This is a genomic window from Paenarthrobacter nitroguajacolicus (assembly GCF_007786235.1).
Lineage (GTDB): Bacteria > Actinomycetota > Actinomycetes > Actinomycetales > Micrococcaceae > Arthrobacter > Arthrobacter nitroguajacolicus_A.
In genome coordinates this window covers 262,351-289,052 of the sequence record NZ_VNFK01000006.1, presented here as the reverse complement: position 1 = coordinate 289,052, position 26,702 = coordinate 262,351, and the positions used below count along the sequence as shown (strand labels likewise).

Sequence of the window (26,702 nt, the reverse complement as noted above, 5' to 3'; positions counted from 1 at the left end):
TTTCACGTGGCATCACTAATCGAAAAACTTCTCCGCACGGGTGACAAAAAGACACTCAAGCAACTGCGGAACTATGCCGATTCCATCAATGCCCTGGAAGACTCCTTCAAGTCGTTCTCGGATGCCGAACTCCGCGAGGAAACGGACCGGCTTCGGTCCCGCCACCAGGACGGCGAAACCCTGGACGCCCTTCTTCCTGAGGCTTTCGCTGCCGTGCGGGAGGCGTCCTCACGTACTTTGGGCATGCGTCACTTTGATGTCCAGCTCATGGGCGGAGCCGCACTCCACCTCGGCAACATCGCGGAAATGAAAACGGGTGAAGGCAAGACCCTCGTCGCCACAGCGCCGGCCTATCTCAACGCCCTCACGGGCAAGGGTGTTCACGTCGTCACGGTTAACGACTACCTTGCCGAGTATCAGTCAGAGCTCATGGGCCGCGTCTACCGTTTCCTCGGCCTCACCAGTGGCTGCATCCTGTCCAACCAGGACCCCACAGTGCGCAGGCAGCAGTACGCAGCCGACATCACCTACGGAACCAACAACGAATTCGGCTTCGATTACCTGCGGGACAACATGGCATGGGATGCGGGCGAACTCGTTCAGCGCGGCCACAATTTCGCTATCGTGGATGAGGTCGACTCCATCCTGATCGATGAAGCGCGAACCCCGCTGATCATTTCCGGCCCGGCCCAAGGCGACACGAACCGCTGGTACAGCGAGTTCGCCAAGGTCGTCCTTCGCCTGCAGCCTGAGGTCGACTATGAGGTTGACGAGAAAAAGCGAACCGTGGGAGTGCTTGAAGCCGGCATTGAAAAGGTGGAGGACTACCTGGGTATTCAAAACCTTTACGAATCTGCCAACACTCCGCTGATTGGATTCCTCAACAACGCAATCAAGGCAAAGGAACTGTTCAAGCGGGACAAGGACTACGTCATCCTGGACGGCGAAGTCCTTATCGTAGACGAGCACACTGGTCGTATCCTGGCCGGACGCCGCTACAACGAAGGCATGCACCAAGCCATTGAGGCCAAGGAAAATGTCGAGATCAAGGCTGAGAACCAGACTCTCGCCACCGTGACTTTGCAGAACTACTTCCGCATGTACTCGAAGCTTGCCGGCATGACCGGTACCGCTGAGACCGAAGCCGCAGAGTTCATGAGCACTTATAAGCTCGGTGTGGTTCCTATTCCGACCAACCGTGACATGCAGCGCATCGACCAGTCTGACCTCGTCTATAAGAACGAGGTAGTGAAGTTCGACGCCGTTGTCACGGACATCGCTGAGCGCCATGAAAATGGTCAGCCAGTTCTGGTCGGTACCACGAGCGTTGAAAAGAGTGAGTACTTGTCCAAGCTTTTGGCCAAGGAAGGCATCCGTCACGAGGTCCTGAACGCGAAGAACCACGCACGCGAAGCATCCATCGTGGCACAGGCAGGGCGGAAGGGTGCGGTGACTGTCGCAACCAACATGGCCGGCCGCGGTACGGACATCATGCTGGGCGGCAACGCCGAATTCACGGCGATCGCCGAACTGGCCAAGCGCGGGCTGGATCCCGAGGAGAACTCTGAAGAATACGAAGCCGCTTGGCCCGAGGCACTGGCCGCGGCAAAGCAAGCGGTCAAGGATGAACACGAAGAGGTCCTGAACCTCGGCGGCCTCTACGTGCTCGGTACCGAGCGCCATGAATCGCGCCGCATCGACAATCAGTTGCGCGGTCGGTCGGGGCGTCAAGGCGACCCGGGCGAATCCCGCTTCTATCTTTCACTGACCGACGACCTCATGAGGTTGTTCAATTCCGGGGCAGCGGAGCGCCTGATGAACAGTTCCGTGCCGGATGACGTTGCACTTGAGTCAAAGCTTGTCTCACGCGCCATTGCATCGGCGCAAGGCCAGGTGGAGGGTCGCAACGCCGAACAGCGCAAGAACGTCCTGAAGTACGATGACGTCCTGAACCGTCAGCGTGAAGCCATTTACGGAGACCGTCGCCGGATTCTTGAGGGCGATGACCTCCACGAGAAAGTCCAGTATTTCCTGGAAGACACCATCAACGCCCTGATTGAGGCAGCAACAGCTGAGGGAACGGGTGACGACTGGGACTTCAACCAGTTGTGGGCCAACCTGAAGACGTTGTACCCGGCTACGGTCACGGCCGAGGACATCATCGAGGAAGCGGGTGGCAAGTCCAAGGTCACGGCAGAATTCCTGAAGGATGAGATTCTCTCCGATGCGCGGCTTGTGTACCAGGCCCGCGAAGAAGCCATTGGTTCTGAAAGCATGCGAGAACTCGAGCGCCGTGTTGTTCTGTCTGTCCTCGGGCGCAAGTGGCAGGAACACCTCTACGAGATGGACTACCTCAAAGAGGGAATTGGTCTCCGTGCCATGGCGCAACGAGATCCGCTGGTGGAATATCAGCGCGAGGGCTTCGTGATGTTCCAAAGCATGATGGAAGCTATCCGTGAGGAGAGCATCGGTTTCCTGTACAACCTTGAAGTTGAGGTGACGCCTGCTGAAGACGTGGTGGTGGCCGACGATTCTGCCGCGGGCGCGCACACAGAACACCATGATCCCCAGATCCGGGCCGCCGGCCTGCAAGCGCCGGAGAGGCCGGCACAGTTGCAGTACACGGCACCTGGAGAAGACGGGGCCACCCAGACGCGCATCGAGGGTCGCGCTTCCGGCCGGTCCGGGAACCCCGCCAAGGCTGCAAACCAGGACCAGCGCAAGCAGGCAAAGAAAAAACGGCGCTGATCCGTTACCGCAGCACGAACATTGAAGAAGGGCGAACCCCGGACGTCACCGTCCGGGGTTCGCTTGCTCTTCGAGCCATTCCCTATTCCAGCCGCAGCCACGCTGCTAACGTCGCCTAACCGATTTCCAGCGCGGTCACTCGCCAAACTCCGTCAAAACGTTCCAGCCGCATTGCCACGGCGCGGCACCGTTGTTCCTCCGCGACGACGATGCTGGCCTCGCAAATGGTGTCCGATATTGAACAGGCCCGAACCGAACGAACCATAGGGCTGCGATGCGGCTGCGCATTCCCCCGGGCCTTGGCTGCGTGTTTCCGGGTTAGGGCCGCCCGATGTTGGAGCGACACGTAACAATCAGGTTCAAGTGATCGCGAAAGCTGCTGCACCGGGCGGGTGCCGGCAAGAACCTCCAAGGCAGCCTGCGCGATACTTCTGGCTACGAGCCGAACGTCGACGTCCGACCCATTTGAACCATAGACGGCGATGGTGCGTTTTACCGCTTGGCGCTTTGCTGGTCGGCTTGCGGTGGCAAGGATCATGGTCATACCTCTGGCATTCACTACTTGAGCTGAAGCGTGGGGGCGCTTTGCTCGGGCTGCTAATGCTGGGATGACGCTGGGATTGACTTTGAGGCGTAAACGCCGCCCCTGAGCGGGTGGCGTTCAACGAATTTGAGGACCAAGCGGCCCTGAACTGTTAGGCGGGTAAAGGCGGCCGTAGGACCTGCCCCGGAAGCAGGACTGATGGGTCACTGCCGATGGTGTCGCGATTGGCCTCGTACCACTTGGGCCAGGTCACTGCGACATCCACATCAGTAGCGAAGGGGCCCAGCCGCGCAGAGGCGATAGACCAAAGGGAGTCGCCGGCTTTGACGATGACGCTGGTTTCGTTCGGAGTCGCTTGACGGGATGAAGGACGGCTGAGCAGCCCGGGATCAACCACGGGGGAGCTGGGTTTCCAGCGCGGATCACGCTCCCGAATCTCGGCATCCCCGTCAACGGAGGCTTCAGCGGCTTCGGTTGTATTGAGGGAAGTTCGCTTCCACGCCGCGTGGACATGGTCCAAAGAATGTGCCGGGGGAGGCTGCCATCCCGGGTCCGGCGAGGTGGCCGCTTGTGCCATGCCGGCGCCTAGAAGGTTCAGGCTCATTGCTGCCACGACAAGCCGCATCATGAACGCGGGGCTGAACTTTGAGAGGATATCGGCCGTCCGGCTATGTCCGACACGACGCAGTACCGAGGCGATGAAAGCAATTGCCAGGGAGATTGCCCACCACGTAACCATCGTGGTTCCCGCAGCGCTGGCCACGAAGCCGATTAAGTGGTCAAAGGAGAGGCCTTGCCTGTGACGCTCTGCCGAAAGCCATTGGCCAAGCAGGACGTTGCCTGCAAACACCAAGAGAACTCCGAGTCCGAGAACTGATACGGCCAGGGCAGCGTCGCTACGCAGGTTACGTCCCATTCAAGCCCCCAGCTATTGTTTGATGCGGTTTGATGCCGTTTGATACATCTGTCTCATTTTGAGCATAAATGGCTCCTCTTGTCCAATTCCTGTATGTCTGCCACGCCTGATTGCTTCGCGTCCATTCTGAAGCCTAGTCTGAGCACATGAGATGGAACTCTCTCTTTGATGACTTGGAAGCACAATTTTCTGCTGAACGTGCTTTAGCGTCAGAATCCGAAATAGCCGAGCGGGCCAAGGTTGAACTTGCGGGCATCGAGGTCGGCGATCGTCTCAGGGGTGCCGTCGGGGCGGCGATCAAAGTGCTCCTGGTGGACGGCATCGTGCTTCGCGGGGAACTGGGCCACGTCGGAAGCGAATGGCTGGTACTGACTGAGGGCGCCCGGCAATGGCTGATTCCCTTGGCTTCGGTAATCTCATACCAAGGCTTGGGGAGGCTGTCACTGAAGCCCCTGACCCGGACCCGGCAGTCCCTCGGTATCGCCAGCGCCTTGCGGGCGCTGTCCAGGGACCGTGCTGAACTGGTCATTCACTTGACGGTCCGGACAGGAGATGGCCATAAGCTTCGGGGCGTCATCGACAGGGTGGGGCGGGATTACTTTGACTTGGCCGCGGTGCTGAATGGCGAGGCTCGGCGGGTCGGCAACGTGGCCGAAGTCGTGACCGTGCCGTTCGGCTCGGTTGCTGCCATCTGCTCAGACGGCGGCCTGGGGCTACAGGGTGGCGGGTACTAAGGCTGGTTCGCCTTTGCCTTGGACTCTTCGATCATCCGACTGGCTTCGGCATAGCGGTCCTGAATGTACTGCTCAAGCATCGTCTCCTCGATGCGCCATTGCCCTCGTCCGCCCACCTGGATGGCTTTCAACTCACCGCTTCGAACCAAGGCATAAGCCTGGGGCGAATTGATTTGGAGCTGTTCGGCGACATCCGCCAGTGTCAGGAATCGGGGCATGGGTCCATTTTGCCATCGTTGCCGCTTATTGGGGTACTTATCCACAGTTTCAGCCCATTTGGAGTTGCTTGCTTTTGCCCTGCCCGAAGCGCCAGTAAGAATGAGGAGGCAGGTCCGTTGGCCATGCCGTATCTCTTACCGGGGGAGCAGGAAAATTGGGTCCGAGTGCAACCGTAGCCGCCGCTAGATTGAAGAAACCTTCATGGAAGGACCCGCGGCTGCTGATCGGGATTCTGCTGGTTTTGGTGTCCATTGTCGGCGTCATTGCAATAGTTGGGACTGCTGATAGGACAACTCAGGTTTACGCAGCCCGCGAGGATATCGCGGTCGGCCAGCGCGTCACCAAGGCAGACCTTTCCGCTGTCAACGTCCGCCTGGACGACGTCGAGTCCGGCTACCTCACCGTCGAAGGTGGCCTCGATGAAGGCAAAGTCGCGCTCCAGAGGGTGGCAAAAAACCAGCTGGTACCCCGCGAAAACTTGGGTATGGCGGATGCGCTGAACCGAAAGCCCGTTGCCATTTCCCTGGAAGAAGAACTTCCCGCACAGGCTGTTCCCGGTGCCCGGGTGGATGTCTGGGTCGCCATGCCGGGTTCGAACAGTTCGTTTGATAAACCGCAACTGCTGCTCCCGGGCGCGGAAATTGCCCAGATGACAGAGGGGTCCTCGACCCTGGGATCGTCAAGAACGACTGTGGTGATGGTGCTGGTGACTGATGAACAGATGCCCAGGATGCTTGGAGCGCAAGCCAACAAAGCAAAAGTTTCCGTCGTTTGGAACCCTGCGGGCTTGGTTCGATGAGTATTCCCGTCATCACCGTTGGCCCGGCGCAGGAAGCTGTAGTGGGCGGTCTGGAACGTCTGCACGGCCCAGTTACCGTGGTCCGCAGGTGTTCAGAGCTTGCTGAGCTCATGGCTGCCTGCCAAAGCGGCCTCGCCATGGCGGCCGTGGTAGCCGAAGGAGGCGAAGAGCTCACCACCACGTTGGTTGATCGGCTTGGGGCGGTCGGTGTTTCCATCGTAGCTTTGACGGATGATCCCGCAGAAGAGCGGCGCTTGCACGCAATCGGGGTGGTTGCCGCTGCTACGGCAATCGATCCGGCGGACCTTGCTGCCAAGATCTCCGACGCAGTTGCTCGGGAAGGCCACCGTAATCGGCTGGGGTCCGGTCGCGATGCGGGTTTCGCGGATTCAGGAGCTGAATTGCAACTGCTGCCTGCAGCCAAAGTCGTGGAGGAAGAAACCGGCGGTTCAGGCCGGATCATCGCCGTCTGGGGACCTACTGGTGCTCCGGGGAGGACCCTGCTTGCTGTAAATATCGCCGCGGAATTGGCAGCCGAAGGTGAGTCGGTGATCCTTGTGGACGCTGACAGCTATGGGGCCAGCGTGGCGGCTTCCCTAGGTCTACTCGATGAGTCCGCCGGGCTGGCCCAGGCGTGCAGGCTCGCGGATCAAGGCCTGCTCGACGCCGATGCGCTAAAGGCGGTTGCTGCCCCCGTCTTTACCAAAGGTGGAGCGTTCCGGGTACTCACCGGCACAACGCGAGCTGATCGCTGGACCGAACTCAGGGCGGCTGCGCTCTCTCAGGTCTTGGAGAAGGCCCGGCAAGTGGCCGACGTCGTAGTAGTCGACGCAGGTTTCTGCCTCGAATCAGACGAAGAGTTGAGTTTCGACACCATGGCTCCCCGCCGCAATGCGGCGACACTGCGCAGCTTGGAGATGGCGGACGTTGTGTTCGCTGTGGGAGCGGCGGATGCCGTTGGTGTGCCCAGGCTGGTTCGTGGCTTGGTAGAACTTGAGGTTGCCGTTCCCCAAGCGTCGCCTCGTGTAGTACTGAACAAGGTGAAGCGGTCGGCCGTAGGCCATTCGCCCAGTCAGCAGCTACAGGATGCTTGGGACCGCTACGGTCCGGGAACGGGTATAGACGCGTACCTTCCGGCCGATTCGTCGGCCTGCGATGCCGCATTACTGTCAGGTGCGGTCCTGCTGGAAGCCGCACCAGATTCTGCGCTTCGAACTGCCATCGCTAATTTGGTCTGTGCGCCTGTCCAGCGAAATGCCAATTCTTCTAGGCGAACTACCAGAGCTTTGCGTCTCCTTAAGCGCTAGGCTCGCCATGTGGGCTGCAGAGTCGCAGCAATTAACATTGTGATGGAGGCGTTTGTCGATGTCGTCAGGATCCAGCGTGGAGGATCGGTCCGATGCAGCAGTTGTCCGTGAAGGGTTCTTCGGTGACTACTATGAGCATCTCGCGGAGGAGGATTCCCGTGCGTACTCGCCTGACCTTCTGATATCGCGGGCAACGAACCATAGGAGCGTGGCCCAGTCGCGGCGGCCTGGAAATGCCATCGTGGAGATTACCCCCGAAGCCGACCGCAGTGTCGTCTATATCGTCACTGACGACATGCCGTTTCTTGTGGACTCTGTCAACGCGGAACTCGTTCGCCAGAACTGTGCGATCCGATTGGTGATGCACCCGTTGTTCGTGGTTGCACGTGACCGGGTTTCGGGGGAACTGAGCAACATCTCGAGGGTTCCATCCAACGTTGGAATATCCAGTGGCGATACCGCGGCTCTGCCCAGCGTCGCCCACCTGCTCGGTGACGGCGACAACGCCTCTCATATGGAGTCGTGGATCGCTGTTGAAATTGACCGCGTCAGCGAGGATGCCCGCGAGCAACTGATCAGCGGACTGCAGCGCGTCCTCGGCGACGTCAGGGCCGCGGTGGAAGATTGGCCGAAGATGCGCAGCAAGGCACTGGAACTTGCTGAAGCTCTGGGCGGAATTTCGCACCCGGAGCAAGTCGCCGAACTCCGACAGGCCCAAGACCTCCTGCGGTGGCTGGATAACGGCAACTTCACGTTCCTTGGGTATCGGGAATACGACCTCGTGGATGAAGACGGCGAGGACGTATTGCAACTTCGCGAAGACAGTGGCCTTGGGCTGCTCCGCGCCGGGGACACCACGCGCCAGGTGCAACACCTCACAGATGCCGGGCGGAAGCGGGCAAGGGAGAAGCGTGCCTTGGTCATCACCAAGGCAAATTCCCGCTCTACCGTCCACCGACCCGCTTACCTCGACTACATCGGCGTCAAGAGCTTTGACGCACAGGGCAATGTGAATGGTGAGCGACGTTTCATCGGGCTGTTCGCTACCAGTGCCTACACCGGATCTGTCCGCAGCATCCCGATCGTTCGCGACAAAGTGGATGCTGTACTCCGTAACGCCGGATTCCCGATCGACTCCCATTCGGGCAAGGACCTCCTGGGCATCCTCGAGACGTATCCCCGAGACGAGCTGTTCCAGATCGAGATACCGGATCTTGCTGCCACAGCCACCGGTATCCAGCGTCTGCAGGAACGCCGTCGAACCAAGCTGTTCCTTCGCCCGGATATCTACGGCCGGTTTATGTCCGCGGTGGTGTACTTGCCTCGCGACCGCTACACCACCAGCGTCCGCCTCCGGATAGAGCAGGAACTCCGCGAGACATTCCAGGCCGAAAGCATTGACTACGAGGCACGAATTACCGAGTCGGCCCTGGCACGGGTGTTCTTTAGGATCAGGCTGCCCCGTGCTGCCGAACTGGCGGACGTCAACGTTGAGGATCTTGAACACCGGCTGATGCGCGCGTCGAGGTCCTGGAGCGAGGGCATCGCCGAGGTTCTCCGGGAGCACCGTCCGATCGAGGACGCGGATGTCCTGTCTGCGCTTTGGGCAGAGGCGTTCCCTGCTGGCTACCGCGTGGACTACGAAGTGGAAGACGCGCTGGAAGACATCGAGCGCTTCGAGAAATACGGAGCGCAGGCGGAACGCGCCGGGGGAGCCCACAAGCAGGTTAAACCTGGTGTCCATGTGTATCTACCAGAAGGTGCAGGCGAAGCCTTGGAGGAGGATGCCCGCGTCAAGCTCTACTTGATGGAGCCCAAAAGCCTGAGCCAGATTCTTCCCTATTTCCACAACCTTGGTCTTGAAGTGTTGGACGAGCGGCCCTTCGAAATCGAGACCGCTGATCACCGCGACTTCTTCCTGTACGACCTCGGGCTCAAGTACCCCGCAGGTGTGGATCCCCTCGCTACCGGCGGCCTCTTGGGCGATTTCTTCGGCGCTGCCGTCACGGGGGCTGTCGAATCGGACAACTTTGATCGCCTGGTACTCCGGGAAGGCATGCACTGGCGTCAGGTAGTGGTTCTCCGCGCGTACGCCAAGTACATGCGACAGATGGGGAACACCAACTCCTTCGGATTCATCGCCGATACGCTCCTGGGTAACCCGGACGTCGCACGTGGGCTCGTTGAACTCTTTTCTGCTCGCTTCGACCCCTCCGTGGGAGAGGACGAACGGCCTGGACGCCAGGCTGCAGCACAGGCAGCGCTCACCGAATCCATCGAGCAAGTGGCCACTCTGGATGCGGACCGGGTGCTGCGAACCTTCGTGAACCTCATCGAGTCGACGCTGCGCACCAATTACTTCCAGAACAAGGAGTACCTCAGCTTCAAGCTGGATCCAACGTCAATTGACGGGCTGCCATTCCCACGTCCGATGTTCGAGATCTGGGTCTACTCTCCGAGGGTGGAGGGCGTGCACCTCCGCTTCGGAAAAGTCGCCCGCGGTGGCCTTCGCTGGTCGGACCGCAGGGAGGACTTCCGCACGGAGATCCTGGGCCTGGTCAAGGCGCAGACAGTCAAGAATGCTGTCATCGTTCCTACCGGCGCCAAGGGTGGATTCTTTGCAAAGAAACTGCCCAACCCCGCGGTAGACCGGGCGGCCTGGATGGCCGAAGGAATCGAGAGTTACAAGACCTTCATTCGGGGTCTGCTGGATATTACCGACAATCTCGTGACGTCCGCGGAGGGCGAAAGGCTTGTACCGCCGTCGGACGTTGTTCGGCACGACGGCGACGACTCCTACCTCGTGGTGGCAGCGGACAAGGGCACAGCCACATTCTCCGATACTGCGAACGGGTTGGCCGCTGAATACGGCTTCTGGCTCGGCGACGCATTTGCCTCTGGCGGGTCGGTTGGTTATGACCACAAGGCAATGGGCATCACTGCGCGGGGAGCATGGGAATCAGTTAAACGGCATTTCAGCGAGCTCGACCTCGACACCCAAACCGAAGAATTCACGGTGGTGGGCGTCGGCGACATGTCAGGCGATGTCTTCGGCAACGGCATGCTGCTTTCCCGCCATATCCGACTCCTGGCGGCGTTTGATCACCGCCATATTTTCCTTGATCCTGCACCTGATGCCGCATCATCGTTCGCAGAGAGGCAGAGGCTTTTTGAGCTTCCCCGGTCGTCGTGGGATGACTACGACCGCACACTCATCAGCGAAGGCGGCGGAGTCTACGCTCGCCAGGCCAAGGCGATTCCGGTCTCGGACCAGGTACGCAAGGCGCTGGGCCTGCCTGATGGAACTACGCAACTGAGCCCGCCTGAACTTCTTCGCGCCATTCTGCTGGCACCGGCAGACCTCCTCTATAACGGCGGCATCGGCACCTACGTGAAGGCCAGTACCGAAACCCATGCGGTCGTAGGCGACAAGGCCAACGACGCCATTCGCGTGGATGGTCGTGACCTGCGGGTCAAGGTTGTCGGCGAAGGCGGAAACCTGGGATTGACGCAGCGGGGACGTATCGAGGCCGCCTTGCAAGGGGTCATCCTGAATACTGACGCGATCGACAACTCAGCCGGCGTGGACTGCTCCGACCACGAGGTCAACATCAAGATCTTCGTTGACCGCATGGTAGCCGCAGGCAAGCTGGAACCCACCGAACGGGCTTCCTTCCTGGCCGACATGACCGACGAAGTTGGACGACTTGTCCTCCAGGACAATATCGACCAAAACATCCTCCTCCTTAACGACCGGACTCGTGTTGCGGACTGGAGCCCGAGCTACGAGCGCCTCATGGATTGGCTGGAGAAGTCTGCCGACCTCAAGCGTGATCTTGAAGCCCTGCCGACCACAGAAACCCTGCGGTCGAGGTTGGAGCAGGGCCAAGGCCTGACTTCTCCCGAACTTGCAGTACTGGCCGCTTACGCGAAGATCGAGTTGGGTGCGGCGCTGCGCGACAGCAACCTCGCCGACGATCCTTGGTTCGCGGACACCATCCGCAACTACTTCCCAAAGCAATTGCGGGAGAAGTTCGACGCGGAACTGGATACTCATCCGCTGCGGCGGGAGATCATCGCAACTGTCGTCGCCAACGACATCATCAACCTGGGTGGCATCACCTTCGCCTTCCGAGCCATCGAAGAAACATCGGCCAATGAGGTTGCAGTGGCGAAAGCCTTTGTGGCACTGCGCGAAATCTACGATCTCGATCCGATGGTCGCCGAGTTGAACGCCCTGCCGGCTTCATTCCCCACTGAACACTGGAGTGAAGTCCACCTCGATATCCGCCGCCTGCTCGATCGCGCGGTGCGGTGGGTCTTGGGCCAGGGAATGGCGTCGAAGCCTATTTCCGAGGTCGTGGATTCATTCAAGCCGATGATGGCACCGCTCCGGGCCAGACTTCTTGAATATCTGCGTGGTGAAGACAAGGTCCGCATCACCGGCTGGCTGGATAAGGCGCGGGGATGGGAACTGCCGGAACACCTGGCGCACCGGTGGGCGGAGCTCTTTGAGAGCTACGCACTCTTGGACATCGCGCGGATTGCCCAGACTGGGAGCGACAGCGTCGAGGACGTTGCACACGTGTATTACACAGTGTTCAACCGCTTCCACGTAGATTCGCTGCTGGAACGGATCAGCTCGCTACCGCGGGACGACCGCTGGCAGGCGTTGGCCCGTGCGGCACTTCGGGATGACTTGTACTCGACAGTGGCAGACATGACTACTTCGGTGCTTGAGTCGACCGAGGCCGGCGCCGTAGCCGAAGATCGCCTTAAGGCATGGGAAGGCCTAAATGCCGAGCAACTCGGACGGGCAAAGACCATGTTCGATGAGGTCAACGCCCTGGAAGCCGACGACATGGCTTCACTGTCGGTAGCATTAAGGCTCTTGAGGTCAATCGTTCGACGCTAGGGTTTGCTCCCGGCGTCGCAAATGGAGGTGCAGTGGCAATCTTTACAGACCCCATCAGGGAACACGCTGATTTCGGGCCTGGAGATGCCGAATGGCTGCACCTCCTCGTCGGTGACTGGCAAATGGTCGCAGACTTGGCTTTCGCGGACCTCGCATTATGGTTTCCGCACCCGGAGTTCGGATATATCGCCCTCGCCCACGTCCGTCCGTCGACATCCCACACGGTGTTCCACGCGGACTTCGTGGGTGAGGGCATCCGGTCTGATCTGCGCCCCCTTGTGGATAAGGCATGGAACAGCCGATCGATCGAACGCTCCAGCGAAACGAGCTGGAGCAGCGAGATGGCGTTGCGTGTAGAGGCTGTTCCCATGGTGCGTAACGGCAGAACGCTCGCCGTTGTGACGTCCCATATGGACTTGTCCAGCTCGCGCATGCCATCCAGGCTGGAACTGACGTATCGCCAGTGTGCGTATGACCTCCTGCGCATGGGAACCCTGGGACTGTGGCCTGATTTTGCTTCTCCGACGGGTTCCCGGCGGGGGGCGCCGCGCGTTGGCGACGGACTCATCAGGCTCGACGCAGAGGGCATCGTGCAGTATGCCAGCCCCAACGGTGTGTCTGCCTTCCGCAGGCTCGGTGAAGTTGAGTCCTTGGAAGGCCGCTCTCTGGCGGAGGTTACAGCAGGGCTGCTGAAGGACCGCAGAATGGTGGACGAGACTCTGCCATTGGTTGTTACCGGTCGCATGCCCTGGCGCAGCGAGATTGAGTCACGAGGCGTCAGCCTCTCCTTGCGCGCCATTCCGTTGCGCGACGAACAGCACCGTTTTGGAGCTCTCGTTCTGTGCCGTGATGTCTCAGAACTGAGGCGTCGAGAGATGGAACTTGTGACCAAGGATGCAACAATTCGGGAAATACACCACCGGGTGAAGAACAATCTCCAGACAGTGGCTGCCCTCCTGCGGATGCAATCCCGGAGAATGGTCAGTGACGAAGCGAAGCAGGGACTGGAGCAGGCAATGCGGCGCGTGGCCACTATCGCGCTCGTGCACGAAACACTCTCCCAAGGGCTCACGCAAAGCGTTGATTTTGATGAGCTCATAGGACGTCAATTCCGATTGTCCGCGGAGGTGGCCTCGCCGTCCCAGCAGGTACGTACGGAGCGTTCGGGTCTGTTCGGTGAGTTACCGAGTGACTTCGCCACGCCTCTGGCTTTGGTGATCAACGAACTTGTCACCAACGCTGTTGAGCACGGACTGGAGGGGCGCACTGGAACGGTGTGGTTGTTGGCCGACAGGGCCGATGGAGACGGAAACGACGAGTTCCTCACAGTAACCATTGCAGACGACGGCGTTGGTCTGCCGGACGGACAGTACACCGAGGGCTTGGGGTTGCAGATCGTCCGCACGCTGGTGACCAGTGAGCTTGGGGGATCCATTCAGTGGAGTCCCCGCGAGGGAGGCGGAACCGCCGTCGAAATCGTGCTGAACCTGGCCCGTGCGTAGGTTTGCGGGTTCCCTGATGGAGTCGGCAGGACCCTCCGGAAGCAGGGTTTAACAAAGGAAAGGCCGCGGACCGTATGGTCCGCGGCCTTTCTTAATCCGTGTTCTAGGAAGCGCGGCGTGCGCGTGCGGCACGGCGCTTGAGCGCACGACGCTCGTCTTCACTCATGCCGCCCCACACACCGGCGTCTTGTCCGGACTCCAGTGCCCACTGAAGGCAGGTGTCCACGACGGGGCAGCGGCGGCATACGCTCTTTGCTTCCTCGATCTGCAGAAGTGCTGGTCCCGTGTTGCCGACTGGGAAGAAGAGCTCCGGGTCCTTGTCGAGGCAGGCTGCGCGATTACGCCAATCCATGCTGATCAGTCACTCCATTCGTGAGAACTAGAAGGGCCTTTTGTGAAAACATTCACGAGAGGCTCCAAAGGAAAGGGGCCCGCATGGGCCCCCTTGGTCGTCTGAGTCAAGCGTTTCATGTTAACGCCTTGTAAACAAGGGGTGTTAGTGGTCGAAATGCCCGGAATCCGTGAGCGATGCATCACATCAGCCGCCAGTGCCCTCACTGCTAGATGACTATGTCCGGTAGTGTGCCAGTGTGTCAAGACCTCCTGTAAACCCTGCCCAATCCGCCTCCGGACCAGACGGAAAGGACGGTTCCCACGTGCAAGGGAGCCCGGCGTCCGACGGTTCACATGGCATGCGCCGGCCGAACGGAATCACCGTCATCTCGGTTGTTGTTCTCCTTGAGGCCCTCGCGCTTCTCAGTGCCGCAGCATGGTACGCATTCGAACTCCTGACGGGGGCTCCCGTGCTGACTTTCTGGGGCGCCGTCTTTACTCTGGGACTGCTGCTTGCCTTTTCGGCATGGTTGTTCGCCGTGGGCCATTTCCTCTTCCGTGGATACCGATGGACGCGGGCGGCGGCACTGGTGGCACAGTTGTTTGTCCTCACCATCGGATTCCCTACTATGACCGGCGGGCTCGTGTGGCAGGGGTTGGCGATGATCGTCCCGGCCTTGGCAGCGATCATCTTCCTCTTCCAAAAGGACGTCGTGGCTTTTGCGTCGCGCACGGGCGGTACTTCCGGGGCACTTTAGCCCTGTCAGCCGTCTTCCTCGGATGCCGTGGGGGACGGCGGCCACACACCCGCCGTGAGCACTGCCTGAAACGGCGTCACCTCCGCTCCATTCACGACGAAGCCGCGACCGGGGCGTCCTGCGCGGTCAAGCTCCAGCCTTACGCCGAGCAGATCTCCGTCGTGGGCCGTTTGCGGCGCCAGGATCAAACCCACCCTGGAATACTGCACTTCCCTGACCAAAGGCAGATTCTGCATTAGTGATGGCCCTACGGTGGCGGTAAGAACGATTCCCCGGACCTTTCCGGCCAAGGCGGCAAGGGCTTGACGGCCTTGAACGTCCAAGCAATCGGCATCGTCCACTAACAGGACACTGTTAGTGTCCAGATCTCCCGCTGCAGCTTCCTGAGCAACGGATGCCCAGAAGGGGCCTGGGAGAGCTGCGTTTGGAGGGAAGACCCATCGCACCGAGGAATTCAAGCTCTGAAGAGATCCCAGCACGGTGCTTTTTCCGGAGCGTCGGCTACCGAGGACAAGGCTCACACCCTGCGCCGGAAGCGGTAGGGACATTGGAAGAGCTTCGTCGCCTCCAAGCCCGATCCACAGGCGGCACTGCGACTTTCCGGCCGACGTGCCGTCAGTGAGGTGGGTCTGAAATACCTGTTCGCTAAGAAGCTCGGGAAGTGGCCGTACTCGAAATGGTGGAGCGGCCGGCAGGAGACGGGCAAAGGGCCAGGCCTCAGAGTCCGGAGCCTCCCTGAACTGCGCCACAACGGTGCTCCCGTCAACTATGGTTCCCGTGACGGCAGCGCGCCCGGGAACGGCTTCCATCCCCGGAAGGCGTGGCCAATGAAACCGAGACTCGTCGGTGGACCCGTATGGAAAATAGGCTCGATTCTGAACAGCGGCAAAGAATCGTGAGCCGACGAGTTCCCGCTCGCCCGAAATCAGCACGGTGATGCCGACAGACCGACCGTCGCGGACGATGTCCAGGAGGCTCCCCTCCGCCCATCCGAAAGGCCCCGCCCTGAGCGCGGTTGCCCATGAGCACCACCCGGCTACCACCAGGACCAGCGGTGAGTGTTCTCCTTCGACCTCACCCACAGTGTGGCGGCGCGCCAATTCCGCGGCGAGTCGTTGCAAGACACGCGCGGCGCTGGGCAGTTGGTGCAGTCCCGCGATGGCGCCGATTCGTCCGTGTTCAACGAAGTCACCGAGTAATCCTGTGGCGTCCAGAATATAGAGGTGCGGCTGGGGACCTTGGGTCGCCAGCATGGCAGACACGGCCCTGAAGCAATTCTGCATGCCACTTGAGGCGCTGCCGATCATGGCCAGGTGTCCGTGTCTTGCAGGCGACCACAACAGCGGTTCCACCACCTGTTGCGCTGGCTTGTCGGCCAACCCCAGCGGCCCGACAACCCATGGTGAGTCTGTGTTTGATCGCACTTGGGCTTCCGGGGCCGGGAGATCCTCATTCCAAGGAATCTCAGTGGCCAACGGGGGAGCTACAGGGCGCCTGGGGAGAGGCTTGCCGAGGCGCTGCCAGGCTCCATTGACCGCCGAAACAACCCACTTTGCACTACCATCCGAGGATGCGTCGTGACGGCCGGCCCGCCCTGCCTCATCGGGGCGTCGCTGCAGAACCTGCAAGGCAGTCTGTACGGGGTGTTGCCTCCTGCCATGCGTCTCGCCGGCCATGGGGACACCTTCAATGGAGGCGGTTTGAAATTCTTCGGCGTCGCTCGAGGCCCTGGCTAGAAATGCCCTGCCCGGAGCCTCGACCGGTATGGAGGCCGCGGCTTTGGAGCCAATGATGTCCACGGACTCCACGTCCGATTGAACACGGAGGGCAATGCTTGACGTTACGTTTGCCCGGATATCTGCAGTTAATGCCCCTTGGGGCCGCTGCGTCGCCATCACCAGGTGGATGCCGAGTGAACGTCCAATGGTGGCAACCCGCATAAGCTCGCGAAGCGCACTGGGAGCTTCGTCAACCAGCATCCGGAACTCGTCGATTACCAGTACCAAATATGGGACGTTCGGATCTTTGCTCGAAGCCATGTGCTGGTACTGAGAGATGTCCGATACTTGAGCCGCTGCAAACAACTCCTCGCGACGCCTGATTTCCCCTCGGAGTGACGCAAGGGTTCGGTCCAAGTCGTGCTTGCCGAGATCCGTCAGTAGGCCAACGCAGTGCGGCAGCCCAGCAAGCGGCCCTAACCCAGACCCGCCCTTGAAATCAAAGAACATGAACGTTATACGCTCCGGAGAATCGACCAACGTCATCGAAGCCACCAAGGTTCGAAGGAGTTCGGACTTTCCGGAGCCTGTTGTTCCAGCGACCAGCAAGTGCGGCCCATCATATTTGAAGTCAAAAGCCACCAAACCGTGGCGTCCCTTGCCAAGCACAGCCGAGGGACCGTTCGCTACCGCGGTAGCGCCCCAGCGGCGGAGGATCCTTCGCGGGCCTGTTGGAAGCAAGTCCGGCAGGGAGCATTTGTCTGGAATGACGTGGCTGAGCTCGGAGCCTTCATGGCAGGCAGTGGCCGCCATGTTCCGGCAAAACGCGTCAAAAACTTCACAGGGTACGAGGTCCGGTATGAAGGGCCGGCGCTCGCCGTCCATCTCCATGTGGCCTGTCGTCCCCGCATCCCCAATCTCGATAACATGCCCGGGCTGCTCGGAAGAAGGAAGATGCTGTATTACCTGCCACCCGGCGAGGCGTGCGGATGCCAGGAGCGAGGCCGTGGGCTGAGTTTCGTCACTCGCCGGCTCGTTCACTATGACGAGCCTGCCAGGCGGACTGCCGCTGCGTTGCAAAAGGGCAGCCAGGGCCACCGTCGGAGTGCTGGCGAGGGTCACACGCGAAAGGAATCTGGCGCTCAAGGGCAGTCTCTCGATCTGCCCGAGGATAATGATGGACGTCCCCGCTGAGGCCGGGTAGCTTACAAGTTGCATCACCATGAAACGAAGCAATGCATCCACATAAGCAGCTTGACCGCGGATTACCACCAGCTGATGCCGTGGATCCAGATTCACCGCCGCAAACCCAATAGGCGGCGGACGGAAATGCGGATCGTCTGGAGCCAGCCGAACGTTTGCCAAAGCCCGCGTGGTGCCAAGCCGGAGCCACACTCCGGGATCCCCAGGGCTCACGCCCACAGCAGTAGCGGCAGTTGGAGTGGGAAGGACTTTGCCCTGTGAGGTCTCTTCGGCTGCAGCGCCCACAGCGGCTCGGCGGTGGGTGGCCATCACTATGTCCGCGGCAGACGGCGATGACCGGCGTCGCCGCTCGATATCGACTTGCACCGACTTCGCGACGGCCAGGCTGAGATCCCGGCGGCTCTTCCGACCAGCGAATAATGGGACAAGCAGGCCGAAAGCCGATATGGCAGTGAACCCCAAGTACGCCCACATGCCTGTTACCACGGCAAGACCTATGCCGGCAGCGAGCGGGAGTCCCGCTGCCAAAGCCATCGTTAAGCGATGACCAGGGCTTCTTGTGTGCTGTACCTCAAGTGGTTCTTCCACGGAGCGACCGGCATCGGCTGAGATCTGCGGCAACGGACCGGCATCCGTGAAGACAGTGAAAGTGGAGTTGCCACACCGAATCCGTGAATCGGAAGCCAACTGTTTTTGGTGCGTGGGCCGGTCATCTATGAAAACAGGGTTCGCGCCCTCGATGTCGCTCAGCGTAACTGCAGTGCTGGAAACCTCCAATACGGCGTGTTCCCTGGACATACCTGGATCGGCAACCCGAATGTCGGTGGAACCCCTGCCAATTCGGAATCGGCCGCGGTGAATCCTGAAGACTGACCCGGCACCCGGGCCTGAATGGGCCAGCAGCATCAGGCGAACGGGGCCGGCCTCCGGGTGGCTTGGCGGCGCACCACCATCGACCACGACAGCGCCCGACACGAGCGGTGGCAGGCCAACCGTAAGTGTTGACAAATCCAGGCCTTCCACAGACAGAGGTCCCGTCCCGCGTGCTTCTTCAAGGAGTGACTGAAGGTGCAGGCCTGATGTGCCGGTTGATACTGCGATGGTCAATTCTTCCGGGGCTCCGCTTGCTGTTGCGGCGGGACCCCGTACCAAGGTGCACTCCAAGGTCATGGATGTTCCCCTCTCTCCTTCACGAGCCGCACCACCGACGTTATGGGCTTGGCCGCTGAACCGCTCCACCTTGCGTGGTGTATGTGGACAACTTGCGAAGCACTCGGCCACACCCCGACTTGACGCCGGGGCATGGTGTCTCAGCTAAGATGAATCTCGTTGTCGCGTGTGCTCAATGAGGAAGGACCTTCACCGGTGATAGTGGTTGCAGAGAGCGCCGATGTTTCAGACAAGGCGGTAATTGGTGATGGATCAAAGATTTGGCATCTGGCCCAGGTCCGCGAGCAGGCCGAATTAGGCGTCAATTGCATCGTGGGACGCGGAGCCTATATCGGCACCGGGGTCAAGATGGGGGACAACTGCAAAGTCCAGAACTATGCACTTGTTTACGAGCCCGCGGAACTGGAAGCCGGTGTCTTTATCGGCCCGGCCGTCGTGCTGACGAATGACACCTACCCCCGGGCAGTCAGCCCGGATGGAAGCTTGAAAAGTGCGCACGACTGGGAGCCCGTCGGCGTCACCATCCGTGAAGGTGCCTCTATCGGCGCCCGCGCAGTGTGCGTAGCCCCCGTGACCATTGGGCGGTGGGCCACAGTTGCCGCCGGAGCTGTAGTAGCCAAGGACGTCCCCGATTTTGCCCTGATGGTCGGGGTCCCGGCGAAGCGCCATGGTTGGGTTGGCAAGGCCGGTTTCCCGCTTCAGCGCAGTGGCGACAACTGGGTATGCCCCGAAACCGGCGCCGTATATGTTGAACAGAACGAAATCCTTCGAGAGGTAGAGGCATGAGCCCCGAATTCATTCCCCCCGCCAAGCCCATCATCGGCGAGGAGGAGCGCAAGGCAGTAGATGCCGTGCTGGCCTCCGGTCAGCTCGCCCAGGGTTCGGAGGTAGCGAGTTTCGAGCAGGAATTCTCGCAGGTCCTCCTTGATGGCCGGGCCGCTGTTGCTGTCAACTCCGGAACTTCCGGTCTGCATCTCGGTCTATTGGCTGCTGGGATCGGTCCCGGCGACGAAGTCATCGTTCCGTCGTTCACGTTCGCTGCGACCGCCAACTCAGTGGCACTCACGGGCGCAACTCCGGTTTTCGCTGATGTGGACTTGGACCATTACACGCTGGACCCCGCTTCCGTGGAGTCAAAAATCACAGACCGCACTGCGGCCATCATGCCCGTTCACCTTTACGGACACCCCTTCAACGTTGACGCCATCGGTGCCCTTGCTGCCAAGCACGGCGTCAAGGTCTTCGAGGACGCAGCCCAAGCGCACGGCGCTGCCGTCAACGGTCGCAAGGTGGGCACTTTCGGCGACTTCGCCATGTTCAGCCTTTACCCCACCAAGAATATGACTTCCGGCGAAGGAGGCATGGTCAGCACGGGCGTCGCGGACGTCGAACGCCGCCTCCGGCTGCTGCGCAACCAAGGCATGGAACGTCAGTACGAAAATGAACTGGTTGGCTTCAACTGCCGTATGACCAACATCCATGCGGCCATCGGACGAGTGCAGCTGACCAAGGTTGAAGGCTGGACCAGGACGCGCCAGGAGAATGCGGCGTTCTTCGATGCAAACATTGAAGGTGTCATCACTCCCAAGGTCGCTGAGGGCTACGAGCACGTCTACCACCAGTACACGATTCGCATCGCTGAGGACCGTGACGGATTCGCCAAGGCCCTTCGCGAGGAGTACAACGTCGGCTGTGGCGTTTACTACCCCATCCCCAACCACAGGCTGGCTCCCTTCCAGACCTCGGACGATCTTCCTGTCACCGAAGAGGCCGCAGCGAGCGTGCTGTCCCTTCCGGTCCACCCGTCGCTGAGCCAGGATGACCTTGACCGGATTGTTGCCGCGGTCAACGCCATCGCGAAGGCAGGAAGCTAGTGGCAAATCTGCGTGCCGGCCTCATCGGGTTGGGCATGATGGGACGCCACCACGCTCGCGTTATCCGTGAGCTTGAGGGTGTTGACCTGATTGCTGTCGCTGACTCCTTTGGCGACCCCCACAACGTCGCCGATGGCCTGACAGTCTTCAATACTGTTGAGGAACTGATCGCCCAGGGCATAGACATGGCTGTCGCCGCCGTGCCGACGATCCTGCACGAGGAGGTTGCGCTTCAGCTCGCTGAAGCGGGTGTTCACTGCCTCGTGGAGAAGCCGATCGCCAACGATTCAGCGTCGGGCCGACGGATCGCCGAGGCTTTCGAGTCCAAGGGCTTGATTGGCGCTGTCGGGCACATCGAACGGTTCAATCCGTCGCTGCAGAGCCTGAGGGAGCGGCTGGAGAACGGCGACCTGGGCGAGGTATATCAGATCAGCACGAGGCGGCAAGGACCATTCCCTGCTCGCATTGCCGATGTGGGAGTGGTCAAGGATTTGGCGACCCATGACATTGATCTAACGGCGTGGCTGGCACAGAGCAACTTCGTCAATGTCGTTGCCCACACCACCTCCCGCAGTGGCCGGGAGCATGAGGATATGGTTACCGCCATTGGCCACCTCAAGAGCGGCGTTGTGACGAACCACATTGTCAATTGGCTCTCACCCATGAAGGAACGCACCACAGTGGTTCTCGGTGAACGCGGAGCGTTCATTGCAGACACGATTTCCGCCGACCTCACCTTCGTCGAGAACGGTACGTTCCAGACAGATTGGGATTCTGTCGCGGCGTTCCGCGGCGTTTCCGAGGGATCCTCCACACGCTTCGCTTTGGCGAAGCGCGAGCCCCTCAAAATGGAACACGAAGCCTTCCGCGACGCGGTCCTCGGGAAGTCGCTCAACATCGTCACGATGGCTGAGGGACTCGAGACTCTGAGGGTTGCGGAGGCCGTTTTGGCATCCGCGGAATCCGGCTCAGTCATCACGCTCTGACTCAGCCTTAGCGAGTAGGGCATGAGGGGGAGGCTGGCCGCTGGCCAGTCTCCCTCTGCCATTTGTCGAGGTGCCCCTTAGCCGGGCAGCGGCGTCCCCCGATACAGGGAACGCGCGCCACGTCGGGTAGCCTTGACCAGTAGACGTGGGCATTTCTGTGCCCGCACGCCAATACACAGGAGAGTTTGTGAACGCTGATCTCGTCGTCGTCGGCTCGGGTTTCTTTGGCCTGACCATTGCAGAACGCGCCGCTACCGAGTTGGGGCTGAAGGTCGCGGTGCTTGATCGCCGCCACCATATTGGAGGAAACGCCTACAGCGAAAACGAGGCCAAGACTGGAATCGAGGTGCACCGCTACGGCGCTCACCTCTTCCACACCTCGAATGAGCGCGTTTGGGAGTACGTGAACCGCTTCACCAAGTTCACCAGCTACCAGCACAAGGTCTACACCAGCCATAAAGGCGAGGTGTACCCGATGCCCATCAACCTGGGCACCATCAACCAATTCTTCCGTTCGGCAATGAGCCCAACCGAAGCAAAGGCTCTTATCGCCGAACAAGCCGGTGAACTGGCCGGCACCGATCCGCAGAACCTCAATGACAAGGGCATTCAGCTCATCGGACGCCCGCTCTACGAAGCGTTCATCAAGCACTACACAGGCAAGCAGTGGCAGACGGATCCAAAGGACTTGCCAGCCGAGATTATCTCGCGCCTACCGGTTCGTTATAACTATGACAACCGGTATTTCAATGACACCTACGAGGGTCTGCCGGTTGACGGTTACACAGCATGGATCGAACGCATGGCGGACCACCCGAACATCGAGGTCATCCTGAATGCCGACTTCTTCGACGACGGCGAGTACGGCAGGTCCTCGGTCCTCGGCCAGGTGCCGGTCATCTACACCGGCCCTGTAGACCGCTACTTTGACTATGCCGAAGGTGACCTTTCGTGGCGCACCATCGACCTCGAAGAAGAAGTCCTTCCCATCGAGGACTACCAGGGGTGCGCTGTCATGAACTACCCCGACGCCGACGCCGCCTACACGCGTATCCACGAGTTCCGCCACTTCCACCCCGAACGCGACTACACCAAGGACGCGACCGTCATTATGCGGGAGTTCTCGCGTTTTGCGGAAAAGGGCGACGAACCGTACTACCCCGTCAACACTTCAGACGACCGCCAGAAGTTGCTGGCCTACCGCGACCTCGCTCGTGGCGAGAAGTCGGTCCTCTTCGGCGGCCGGCTCGGAACGTACAAGTACCTCGACATGCACATGGCCATCGGTTCCGCCCTGTCCATGTTTGACAACAAGATCAAGCCGCACTTCACCGGCGGCGCCAAGCTTGAAAGTGGGGGAGTGGACGCATGACGGCTACTACAAACGAAAGCCAGGAGATTGCCATGACTGCCACGACGGACGCTCCTGCTTCGACAGGCGAAAACCTGCGCATCGTTCAGCGCGTCATTTTCCCAGCGAACCGCGACCTCGACACGCTCCCGCTCTACGTTGACCCCGACACCAACAAGGTGAAGAAGGAAGATGGCGGCAGCACCGCCGTCGTGCAGGCTGTCGGCATGGCCCGCAAGCTGCACCCGGAAGACATCCTGGACCGAGGCTCCGTGCAGGTGCGCCGCGGCGAACGTCTTTCCTTCGGCTCTTACTTCAATGCCTTCCCTGCCAGCTACTGGCGCAAATGGACTGTTGCTACAAAGACCGTCCTGCATCTGGAAACAGAGGGCGAGGGAACGGTCATTGTCTACCGCTCCAATGCACGCGGCGCCTCCCAACGCGTGGACTCGATCCTCGTTGAAGGCACGGCCAGCAACGACTTTGAGTTGACGCTTGCTCCCTTCGGTGACGGTGGTTGGTACTGGTTCGATCTGATTGCCGGCGGCGACGGCATGACGCTGACGGGCGCCCACTGGGCCGTTCCCGACGAAGGCCGCCCGCAGGGAAAGGTCACTCTGGGTGTTACCACCTTCAACCGTGCGGACTACTGCCTCGAAACCATCAAGTCAATTGATGCTGATGCAGGGCTGCGCGAGATCCTCGCCGAACTGATCATCGTGGACCAAGGCAACAAAAAAGTTGCCGATGAGGCCGGATTCGACGCCGTCGCAGAGTCAATGGGTGACCAGCTGCGAATCATCAACCAAGGCAACCTTGGCGGCTCGGGCGGCTTCGCCCGCAATATGTACGAAATGGTCGTCTCCGACAAGAGCGACTACGTCATGCTGCTGGACGATGACATCGAGCTTGAAACTGAAGGCGTCATGCGCGCAGTAGCGTTTGCTGACCTCTGCCGAAAGCCCACCATTGTCGGTGGACACATGTTCGACATGTACAACAAGTCAGTTCTTCATGCCTATTCGGAGGTCGTCAACTTCTACCGCTTCCTCTGGGGCCCGGTTGAAGGGCTCGGCAACCACGATTTCTCTGCTGCTGGTTTGCGCTCGACGCCGCAGCTGCACAGGCGTTGGGACGCGGACTACAACGGGTGGTGGATGTGCCTCATCCCAAAGACCGTGGTGGAAACAATTGGCCTGTCCCTCCCTGTCTTCATTAAGTGGGACGACGCAGAGTACTCCCTCCGCGGCCGTGCCGCTGGATTCCCCACCGTCACCCTTCCCGGCGCAGCGGTTTGGCACGTGTCCTGGGCTGACAAGGACGATTCTGTCGACTGGCAGGCCTACTACCACGAGCGCAACAGGCTTATCGCGACACTCCTGCACTCGCCGTTCCCCAAGGGCGGACGTATTCTGCGCGAAAGCCTGAACACAGACGTCAAGCACCTGGTTTCGATGCAGTACTATCCTGAACAGGCCCGCATCATGGCACTGCGTGATGTCCTGGCCGGACCGGGCAATCTTCACCAGCAACTGCCCACCACCATGCCGAAGCTCCGCGCGATGCGTGAGGAATTCCAGGATTCGCAGGTCAAGACTGATCCCGGTGCCTTCCCGGAGGTCTTCCGCAAGCGCCCGCCGAAGAAGCCACAGTCCTACAAGCAGCCCGGCGCACTGGGCCTGCTTCCGTGGGCTGTGAAAACCGTCCTGAAGCAAACGCTGGCTCCGGTCCGCGATTCCGCCAAGGAAAACCCTGAAGCTCAGGTCGCCCACCAGGACGGCAAATGGTGGAGCCTGGCTCACTTGGACAGCGCCGTAGTCTCCAACGCCGACGGCACGGGGGCTTCATGGCATCTCCGCGATCCGAAGTTGGCCCGTCAGTTGGTGGTCGAATCGGCCAGGCTGCATGCCCAGCTCTTCTCGAATTGGGAGACCCTCCGGGCCCAGTACCGTGAGGCGCTTCCGGAGATCACCTCGATGGAATCGTGGCGGAAAACCTTTGAAGCTTCGGAGCCCAACAAGTAGCGATGTCAAACTCCACTGATACTTATGCTGTTCCCGGGGTGGGTGCCGGACTGCTGGATGTCTACCGGCGCCGGTACCTCCTCAAGCTGATTGTCCGCAAGGAACTCCGTGTCCGCTACCGCGGTTCGGTGCTGGGTTTGGCGTGGTCGTACGTCAAGCCGCTGGTGCAGTACGTGGTGCTGTTCTTCGCCCTCGGCATTGTCCTGCGGGTTGGGGACCAGATACCCAACTACGCGCTGTACATGTTCTCCGGCGTCATCGTCATCAACTTCTTCTCCGAAGCATTTTCGAATGCGACGCGGTCGATTGTGTCGAATGCAGCTCTGGTCAAAAAGATCTACCTCCCGCGTGAGCTTTTCCCCGTGGCGTCAGTCTGGGTAGCGGCGGTCCACTTCCTGCCGCAGTTGGTCGTCTTGCTCGCCGCGGCGCTGCTAAGTGGTTGGCATCCGGATGTCATGCAGCTCTTTGGTGCCCTGCTGGGGTTCATCATTGTGGCAGTCACAGCAACGGGCCTCGGCTTGTTGGCCGGTGCCATCAATGTCTTCTTCCGGGATGCCGAAAACATCGTGGACATGTTGATGATGATTGTCACGTGGACTTCGCCGGTTCTGTACTCCTGGACCATGATCCGCCGGCTGGCAGAACCTTGGGTCCTGACCATCTATCAGCTGAACCCCATTACCGTTGCCGTGGAACTGTTCCACTGGGCGTTTTGGTATCCCACCGTCGATGCATCCGTCGAACTGCCGCCTCATCTCCTGGTGACTGGGTTCGTCGGACTGGGCATGGCGGCATTGTTCCTAGTTATTGGCCAGATCGTCTTCCGACGGCTCGAGGGCCACTTTGCGCAGGAGGTCTAGATGGGCGCTGCAGTAATCGTCAAGGGCCTGAAGAAGACCTTCAACCTCCGCCATTCCCACTCCCTGAAGGAGACGCTCGTCTGGCTCGTTAAGGGCCGGAAGGGTGACCTGACCAAGAAGTTCGATGCCCTGCACGACGTCAGCTTTGAGATCCAACCGGGCGAGACCGTAGCCCTGTTGGGCTTCAATGGCTCGGGCAAGTCCACACTGCTGAAGCTCATCTCCGGTGTCATCCTCCCCGATCAAGGAACCGTGCGTACCAAAGGCAGGGTAGCCGGACTGATCGAGGTGGGTGCGGGCTTCCACCCAGACCTGTCGGGGCGTGAGAACGTCTACCTCAATGCCGCCATCCTGGGGATGACGGAGCAGGAAATTCACGAGAAGTTTGACGACATCGTCGCCTTCTCCGAGATTGAGCAGTTCATTGACACCGAAGTAAAGTTCTACTCTTCGGGAATGTTCCTCCGGCTTGCCTTTGCAGTAGCCGTCCACACACAGCCGGATATCTTCCTCGTCGACGAGATCCTGGCCGTGGGTGACGAACCCTTCCAGAGGAAGTGCCTGGCCAAGATCAAGCAGCTCTCTGACGAAGGGCGAACCCTGGTGGTGGTCAGCCACGATCTCGACATGATTTCGCGAATCTGCGACAGGGGAGTCGTACTGTCTTCCGGCACCGTGCAGTTCGAGGGACCCGCCGACCAAGCTGTGGCTTGGCTGAGGGAACGCAACTAACCGGCATTC

General features: G+C 60.2%; 19 protein-coding genes. 14 read left to right on the top strand and 5 right to left on the bottom strand.

What is annotated here, in order from left to right; translation table 11 throughout:
• Positions 1-6: 6 nt before the first annotated feature.
• Positions 7-2,748 (top strand): preprotein translocase subunit SecA, encoded by a 2,742-nt coding sequence (gene secA, locus FQP90_RS10575; protein ID WP_144649938.1) that lies wholly within the window; start codon positions 7-9, stop codon positions 2,746-2,748.
• A 115-nt stretch (positions 2,749-2,863) separates the two neighbouring features.
• Here the strand turns inward: secA and FQP90_RS10570 are convergent, their stop codons facing one another.
• Both FQP90_RS10570 and FQP90_RS10565 read right to left on the bottom strand, forming a co-directional pair.
• A complete protein-coding gene (locus FQP90_RS10570; RefSeq protein ID WP_244296660.1) occupies positions 2,864-3,286 on the bottom strand; it encodes an Rv3235 family protein in 423 nt (140 codons plus the stop codon).
• Positions 3,287-3,443: 157 nt separating this feature from the next.
• Positions 3,444-4,208, bottom strand: a complete 765-nt coding sequence (locus tag FQP90_RS10565; RefSeq protein WP_144649934.1) for a LysM peptidoglycan-binding domain-containing protein — start codon at positions 4,206-4,208, stop codon at positions 3,444-3,446.
• A gap of 146 nt (positions 4,209-4,354) precedes the next feature.
• Between FQP90_RS10565 and FQP90_RS10560 the strand changes: the two genes are divergently transcribed.
• Positions 4,355-4,942 carry a hypothetical protein gene (locus tag FQP90_RS10560; RefSeq protein WP_144649932.1) on the top strand — a complete coding sequence of 196 codons (588 nt, stop codon included), beginning with the start codon at positions 4,355-4,357 and terminating at the stop codon, positions 4,940-4,942.
• Here the strand turns inward: FQP90_RS10560 and FQP90_RS10555 are convergent.
• Positions 4,939-5,160, bottom strand: coding sequence for a helix-turn-helix domain-containing protein (locus FQP90_RS10555; protein WP_144649931.1), 222 nt, complete (start codon positions 5,158-5,160; stop codon positions 4,939-4,941). The two genes, FQP90_RS10560 and FQP90_RS10555, sit on opposite strands and share 4 nt — an antisense overlap.
• 155 nt (positions 5,161-5,315) lie before the next feature.
• Here FQP90_RS10555 and FQP90_RS10550 point away from each other — a divergent pair, with 155 nt between their 5' ends.
• The 4 genes from FQP90_RS10550 to FQP90_RS10535 are packed head-to-tail and all read left to right on the top strand — an operon-like array spanning position 5,316 to position 13,684.
• Positions 5,316-5,960, top strand: coding sequence for an SAF domain-containing protein (locus FQP90_RS10550; RefSeq protein ID WP_144649929.1), 645 nt, complete (start codon positions 5,316-5,318; stop codon positions 5,958-5,960).
• The gene (locus FQP90_RS10545) at positions 5,957-7,267 is read left to right on the top strand and encodes an AAA family ATPase (RefSeq protein ID WP_144649927.1); all 1,311 of its coding nucleotides are present in this window, start codon (positions 5,957-5,959) and stop codon (positions 7,265-7,267) included. The genes FQP90_RS10550 and FQP90_RS10545 overlap by 4 nt, the downstream gene beginning before the upstream one ends.
• A 58-nt stretch (positions 7,268-7,325) precedes the next feature.
• A complete protein-coding gene (locus FQP90_RS10540; RefSeq protein ID WP_144649925.1) occupies positions 7,326-12,182 on the top strand; it encodes an NAD-glutamate dehydrogenase in 4,857 nt (1,618 codons plus the stop codon).
• A 32-nt stretch (positions 12,183-12,214) separates the two neighbouring features.
• The gene (locus FQP90_RS10535) at positions 12,215-13,684 is read left to right on the top strand and encodes a sensor histidine kinase (protein ID WP_011775340.1); all 1,470 of its coding nucleotides are present in this window, start codon (positions 12,215-12,217) and stop codon (positions 13,682-13,684) included.
• A gap of 103 nt (positions 13,685-13,787) precedes the next feature.
• Here FQP90_RS10535 and FQP90_RS10530 read toward each other — a convergent pair whose 3' ends face one another.
• Positions 13,788-14,036: a WhiB family transcriptional regulator gene (locus FQP90_RS10530; protein ID WP_003804966.1), complete on the bottom strand. Its 249-nt coding sequence runs from the start codon at positions 14,034-14,036 to the stop codon at positions 13,788-13,790.
• Positions 14,037-14,340: 304 nt separating this feature from the next.
• Here FQP90_RS10530 and FQP90_RS10525 point away from each other — a divergent pair, with 304 nt between their 5' ends.
• Positions 14,341-14,775 (top strand): hypothetical protein, encoded by a 435-nt coding sequence (locus tag FQP90_RS10525; protein WP_439898644.1) that lies wholly within the window; start codon positions 14,341-14,343, stop codon positions 14,773-14,775.
• A 5-nt stretch (positions 14,776-14,780) separates the two neighbouring features.
• On the opposite strand, the gene FQP90_RS10520 is transcribed toward FQP90_RS10525, so the two are convergent.
• Positions 14,781-18,704 carry an FtsK/SpoIIIE domain-containing protein gene (locus tag FQP90_RS10520; protein WP_244296658.1) on the bottom strand — a complete coding sequence of 1,308 codons (3,924 nt, stop codon included), beginning with the start codon at positions 18,702-18,704 and terminating at the stop codon, positions 14,781-14,783.
• 330 nt (positions 18,705-19,034) lie between these two features.
• Between FQP90_RS10520 and FQP90_RS10515 the strand changes: the two genes are divergently transcribed.
• The 7 genes from FQP90_RS10515 (at position 19,035) to FQP90_RS10485 (ending at position 26,693) form a co-directional block, all read left to right on the top strand.
• Positions 19,035-19,652: an acyltransferase gene (locus FQP90_RS10515; protein WP_144650053.1), complete on the top strand. Its 618-nt coding sequence runs from the start codon at positions 19,035-19,037 to the stop codon at positions 19,650-19,652.
• On the top strand, positions 19,649-20,740 hold the full coding sequence (locus FQP90_RS10510) for a DegT/DnrJ/EryC1/StrS family aminotransferase (protein ID WP_144649918.1): 1,092 nt from the start codon (positions 19,649-19,651) through the stop codon (positions 20,738-20,740). The genes FQP90_RS10515 and FQP90_RS10510 overlap by 4 nt, the downstream gene beginning before the upstream one ends.
• Positions 20,740-21,726 carry a Gfo/Idh/MocA family protein gene (locus FQP90_RS10505; RefSeq protein WP_144649917.1) on the top strand — a complete coding sequence of 329 codons (987 nt, stop codon included), beginning with the start codon at positions 20,740-20,742 and terminating at the stop codon, positions 21,724-21,726. The genes FQP90_RS10510 and FQP90_RS10505 overlap by 1 nt, the downstream gene beginning before the upstream one ends.
• A 187-nt stretch (positions 21,727-21,913) precedes the next feature.
• The gene (gene glf, locus FQP90_RS10500; protein ID WP_144649915.1) at positions 21,914-23,098 is read left to right on the top strand and encodes a UDP-galactopyranose mutase; all 1,185 of its coding nucleotides are present in this window, start codon (positions 21,914-21,916) and stop codon (positions 23,096-23,098) included.
• Entirely contained in the window at positions 23,095-25,101 is a 2,007-nt protein-coding gene (locus tag FQP90_RS10495; protein WP_144649913.1) for a glycosyltransferase, read from the top strand. The genes glf and FQP90_RS10495 overlap by 4 nt, the downstream gene beginning before the upstream one ends.
• 2 nt (positions 25,102-25,103) lie before the next feature.
• Entirely contained in the window at positions 25,104-25,961 is an 858-nt protein-coding gene (locus tag FQP90_RS10490) for an ABC transporter permease (RefSeq protein WP_144649911.1), read from the top strand.
• Positions 25,962-26,693, top strand: a complete 732-nt coding sequence (locus FQP90_RS10485) for an ABC transporter ATP-binding protein (RefSeq protein ID WP_144649909.1) — start codon at positions 25,962-25,964, stop codon at positions 26,691-26,693.
• The last annotated feature ends 9 nt before the right edge of the window (positions 26,694-26,702 follow it).

Coding starts and splice junctions, on each gene's coding strand:
- FQP90_RS10570 (WP_244296660.1), bottom strand. CDS start 3,286: ATGATCCTTGCCACCGCAAGCCGACCAGCAAAGCGCCAAGCGGTAAAA.
- FQP90_RS10565 (WP_144649934.1), bottom strand. CDS start 4,208: ATGGGACGTAACCTGCGTAGCGACGCTGCCCTGGCCGTATCAGTTCTC.
- FQP90_RS10560 (WP_144649932.1), top strand. CDS start 4,355: ATGAGATGGAACTCTCTCTTTGATGACTTGGAAGCACAATTTTCTGCT.
- FQP90_RS10555 (WP_144649931.1), bottom strand. CDS start 5,160: ATGCCCCGATTCCTGACACTGGCGGATGTCGCCGAACAGCTCCAAATC.
- FQP90_RS10545 (WP_144649927.1), top strand. CDS start 5,957: ATGAGTATTCCCGTCATCACCGTTGGCCCGGCGCAGGAAGCTGTAGTG.
- FQP90_RS10540 (WP_144649925.1), top strand. CDS start 7,326: ATGTCGTCAGGATCCAGCGTGGAGGATCGGTCCGATGCAGCAGTTGTC.
- FQP90_RS10530 (WP_003804966.1), bottom strand. CDS start 14,036: ATGGATTGGCGTAATCGCGCAGCCTGCCTCGACAAGGACCCGGAGCTC.
- FQP90_RS10510 (WP_144649918.1), top strand. CDS start 19,649: ATGAGCCCCGAATTCATTCCCCCCGCCAAGCCCATCATCGGCGAGGAG.
- FQP90_RS10495 (WP_144649913.1), top strand. CDS start 23,095: ATGACGGCTACTACAAACGAAAGCCAGGAGATTGCCATGACTGCCACG.
- FQP90_RS10490 (WP_144649911.1), top strand. CDS start 25,104: ATGTCAAACTCCACTGATACTTATGCTGTTCCCGGGGTGGGTGCCGGA.
- FQP90_RS10485 (WP_144649909.1), top strand. CDS start 25,962: ATGGGCGCTGCAGTAATCGTCAAGGGCCTGAAGAAGACCTTCAACCTC.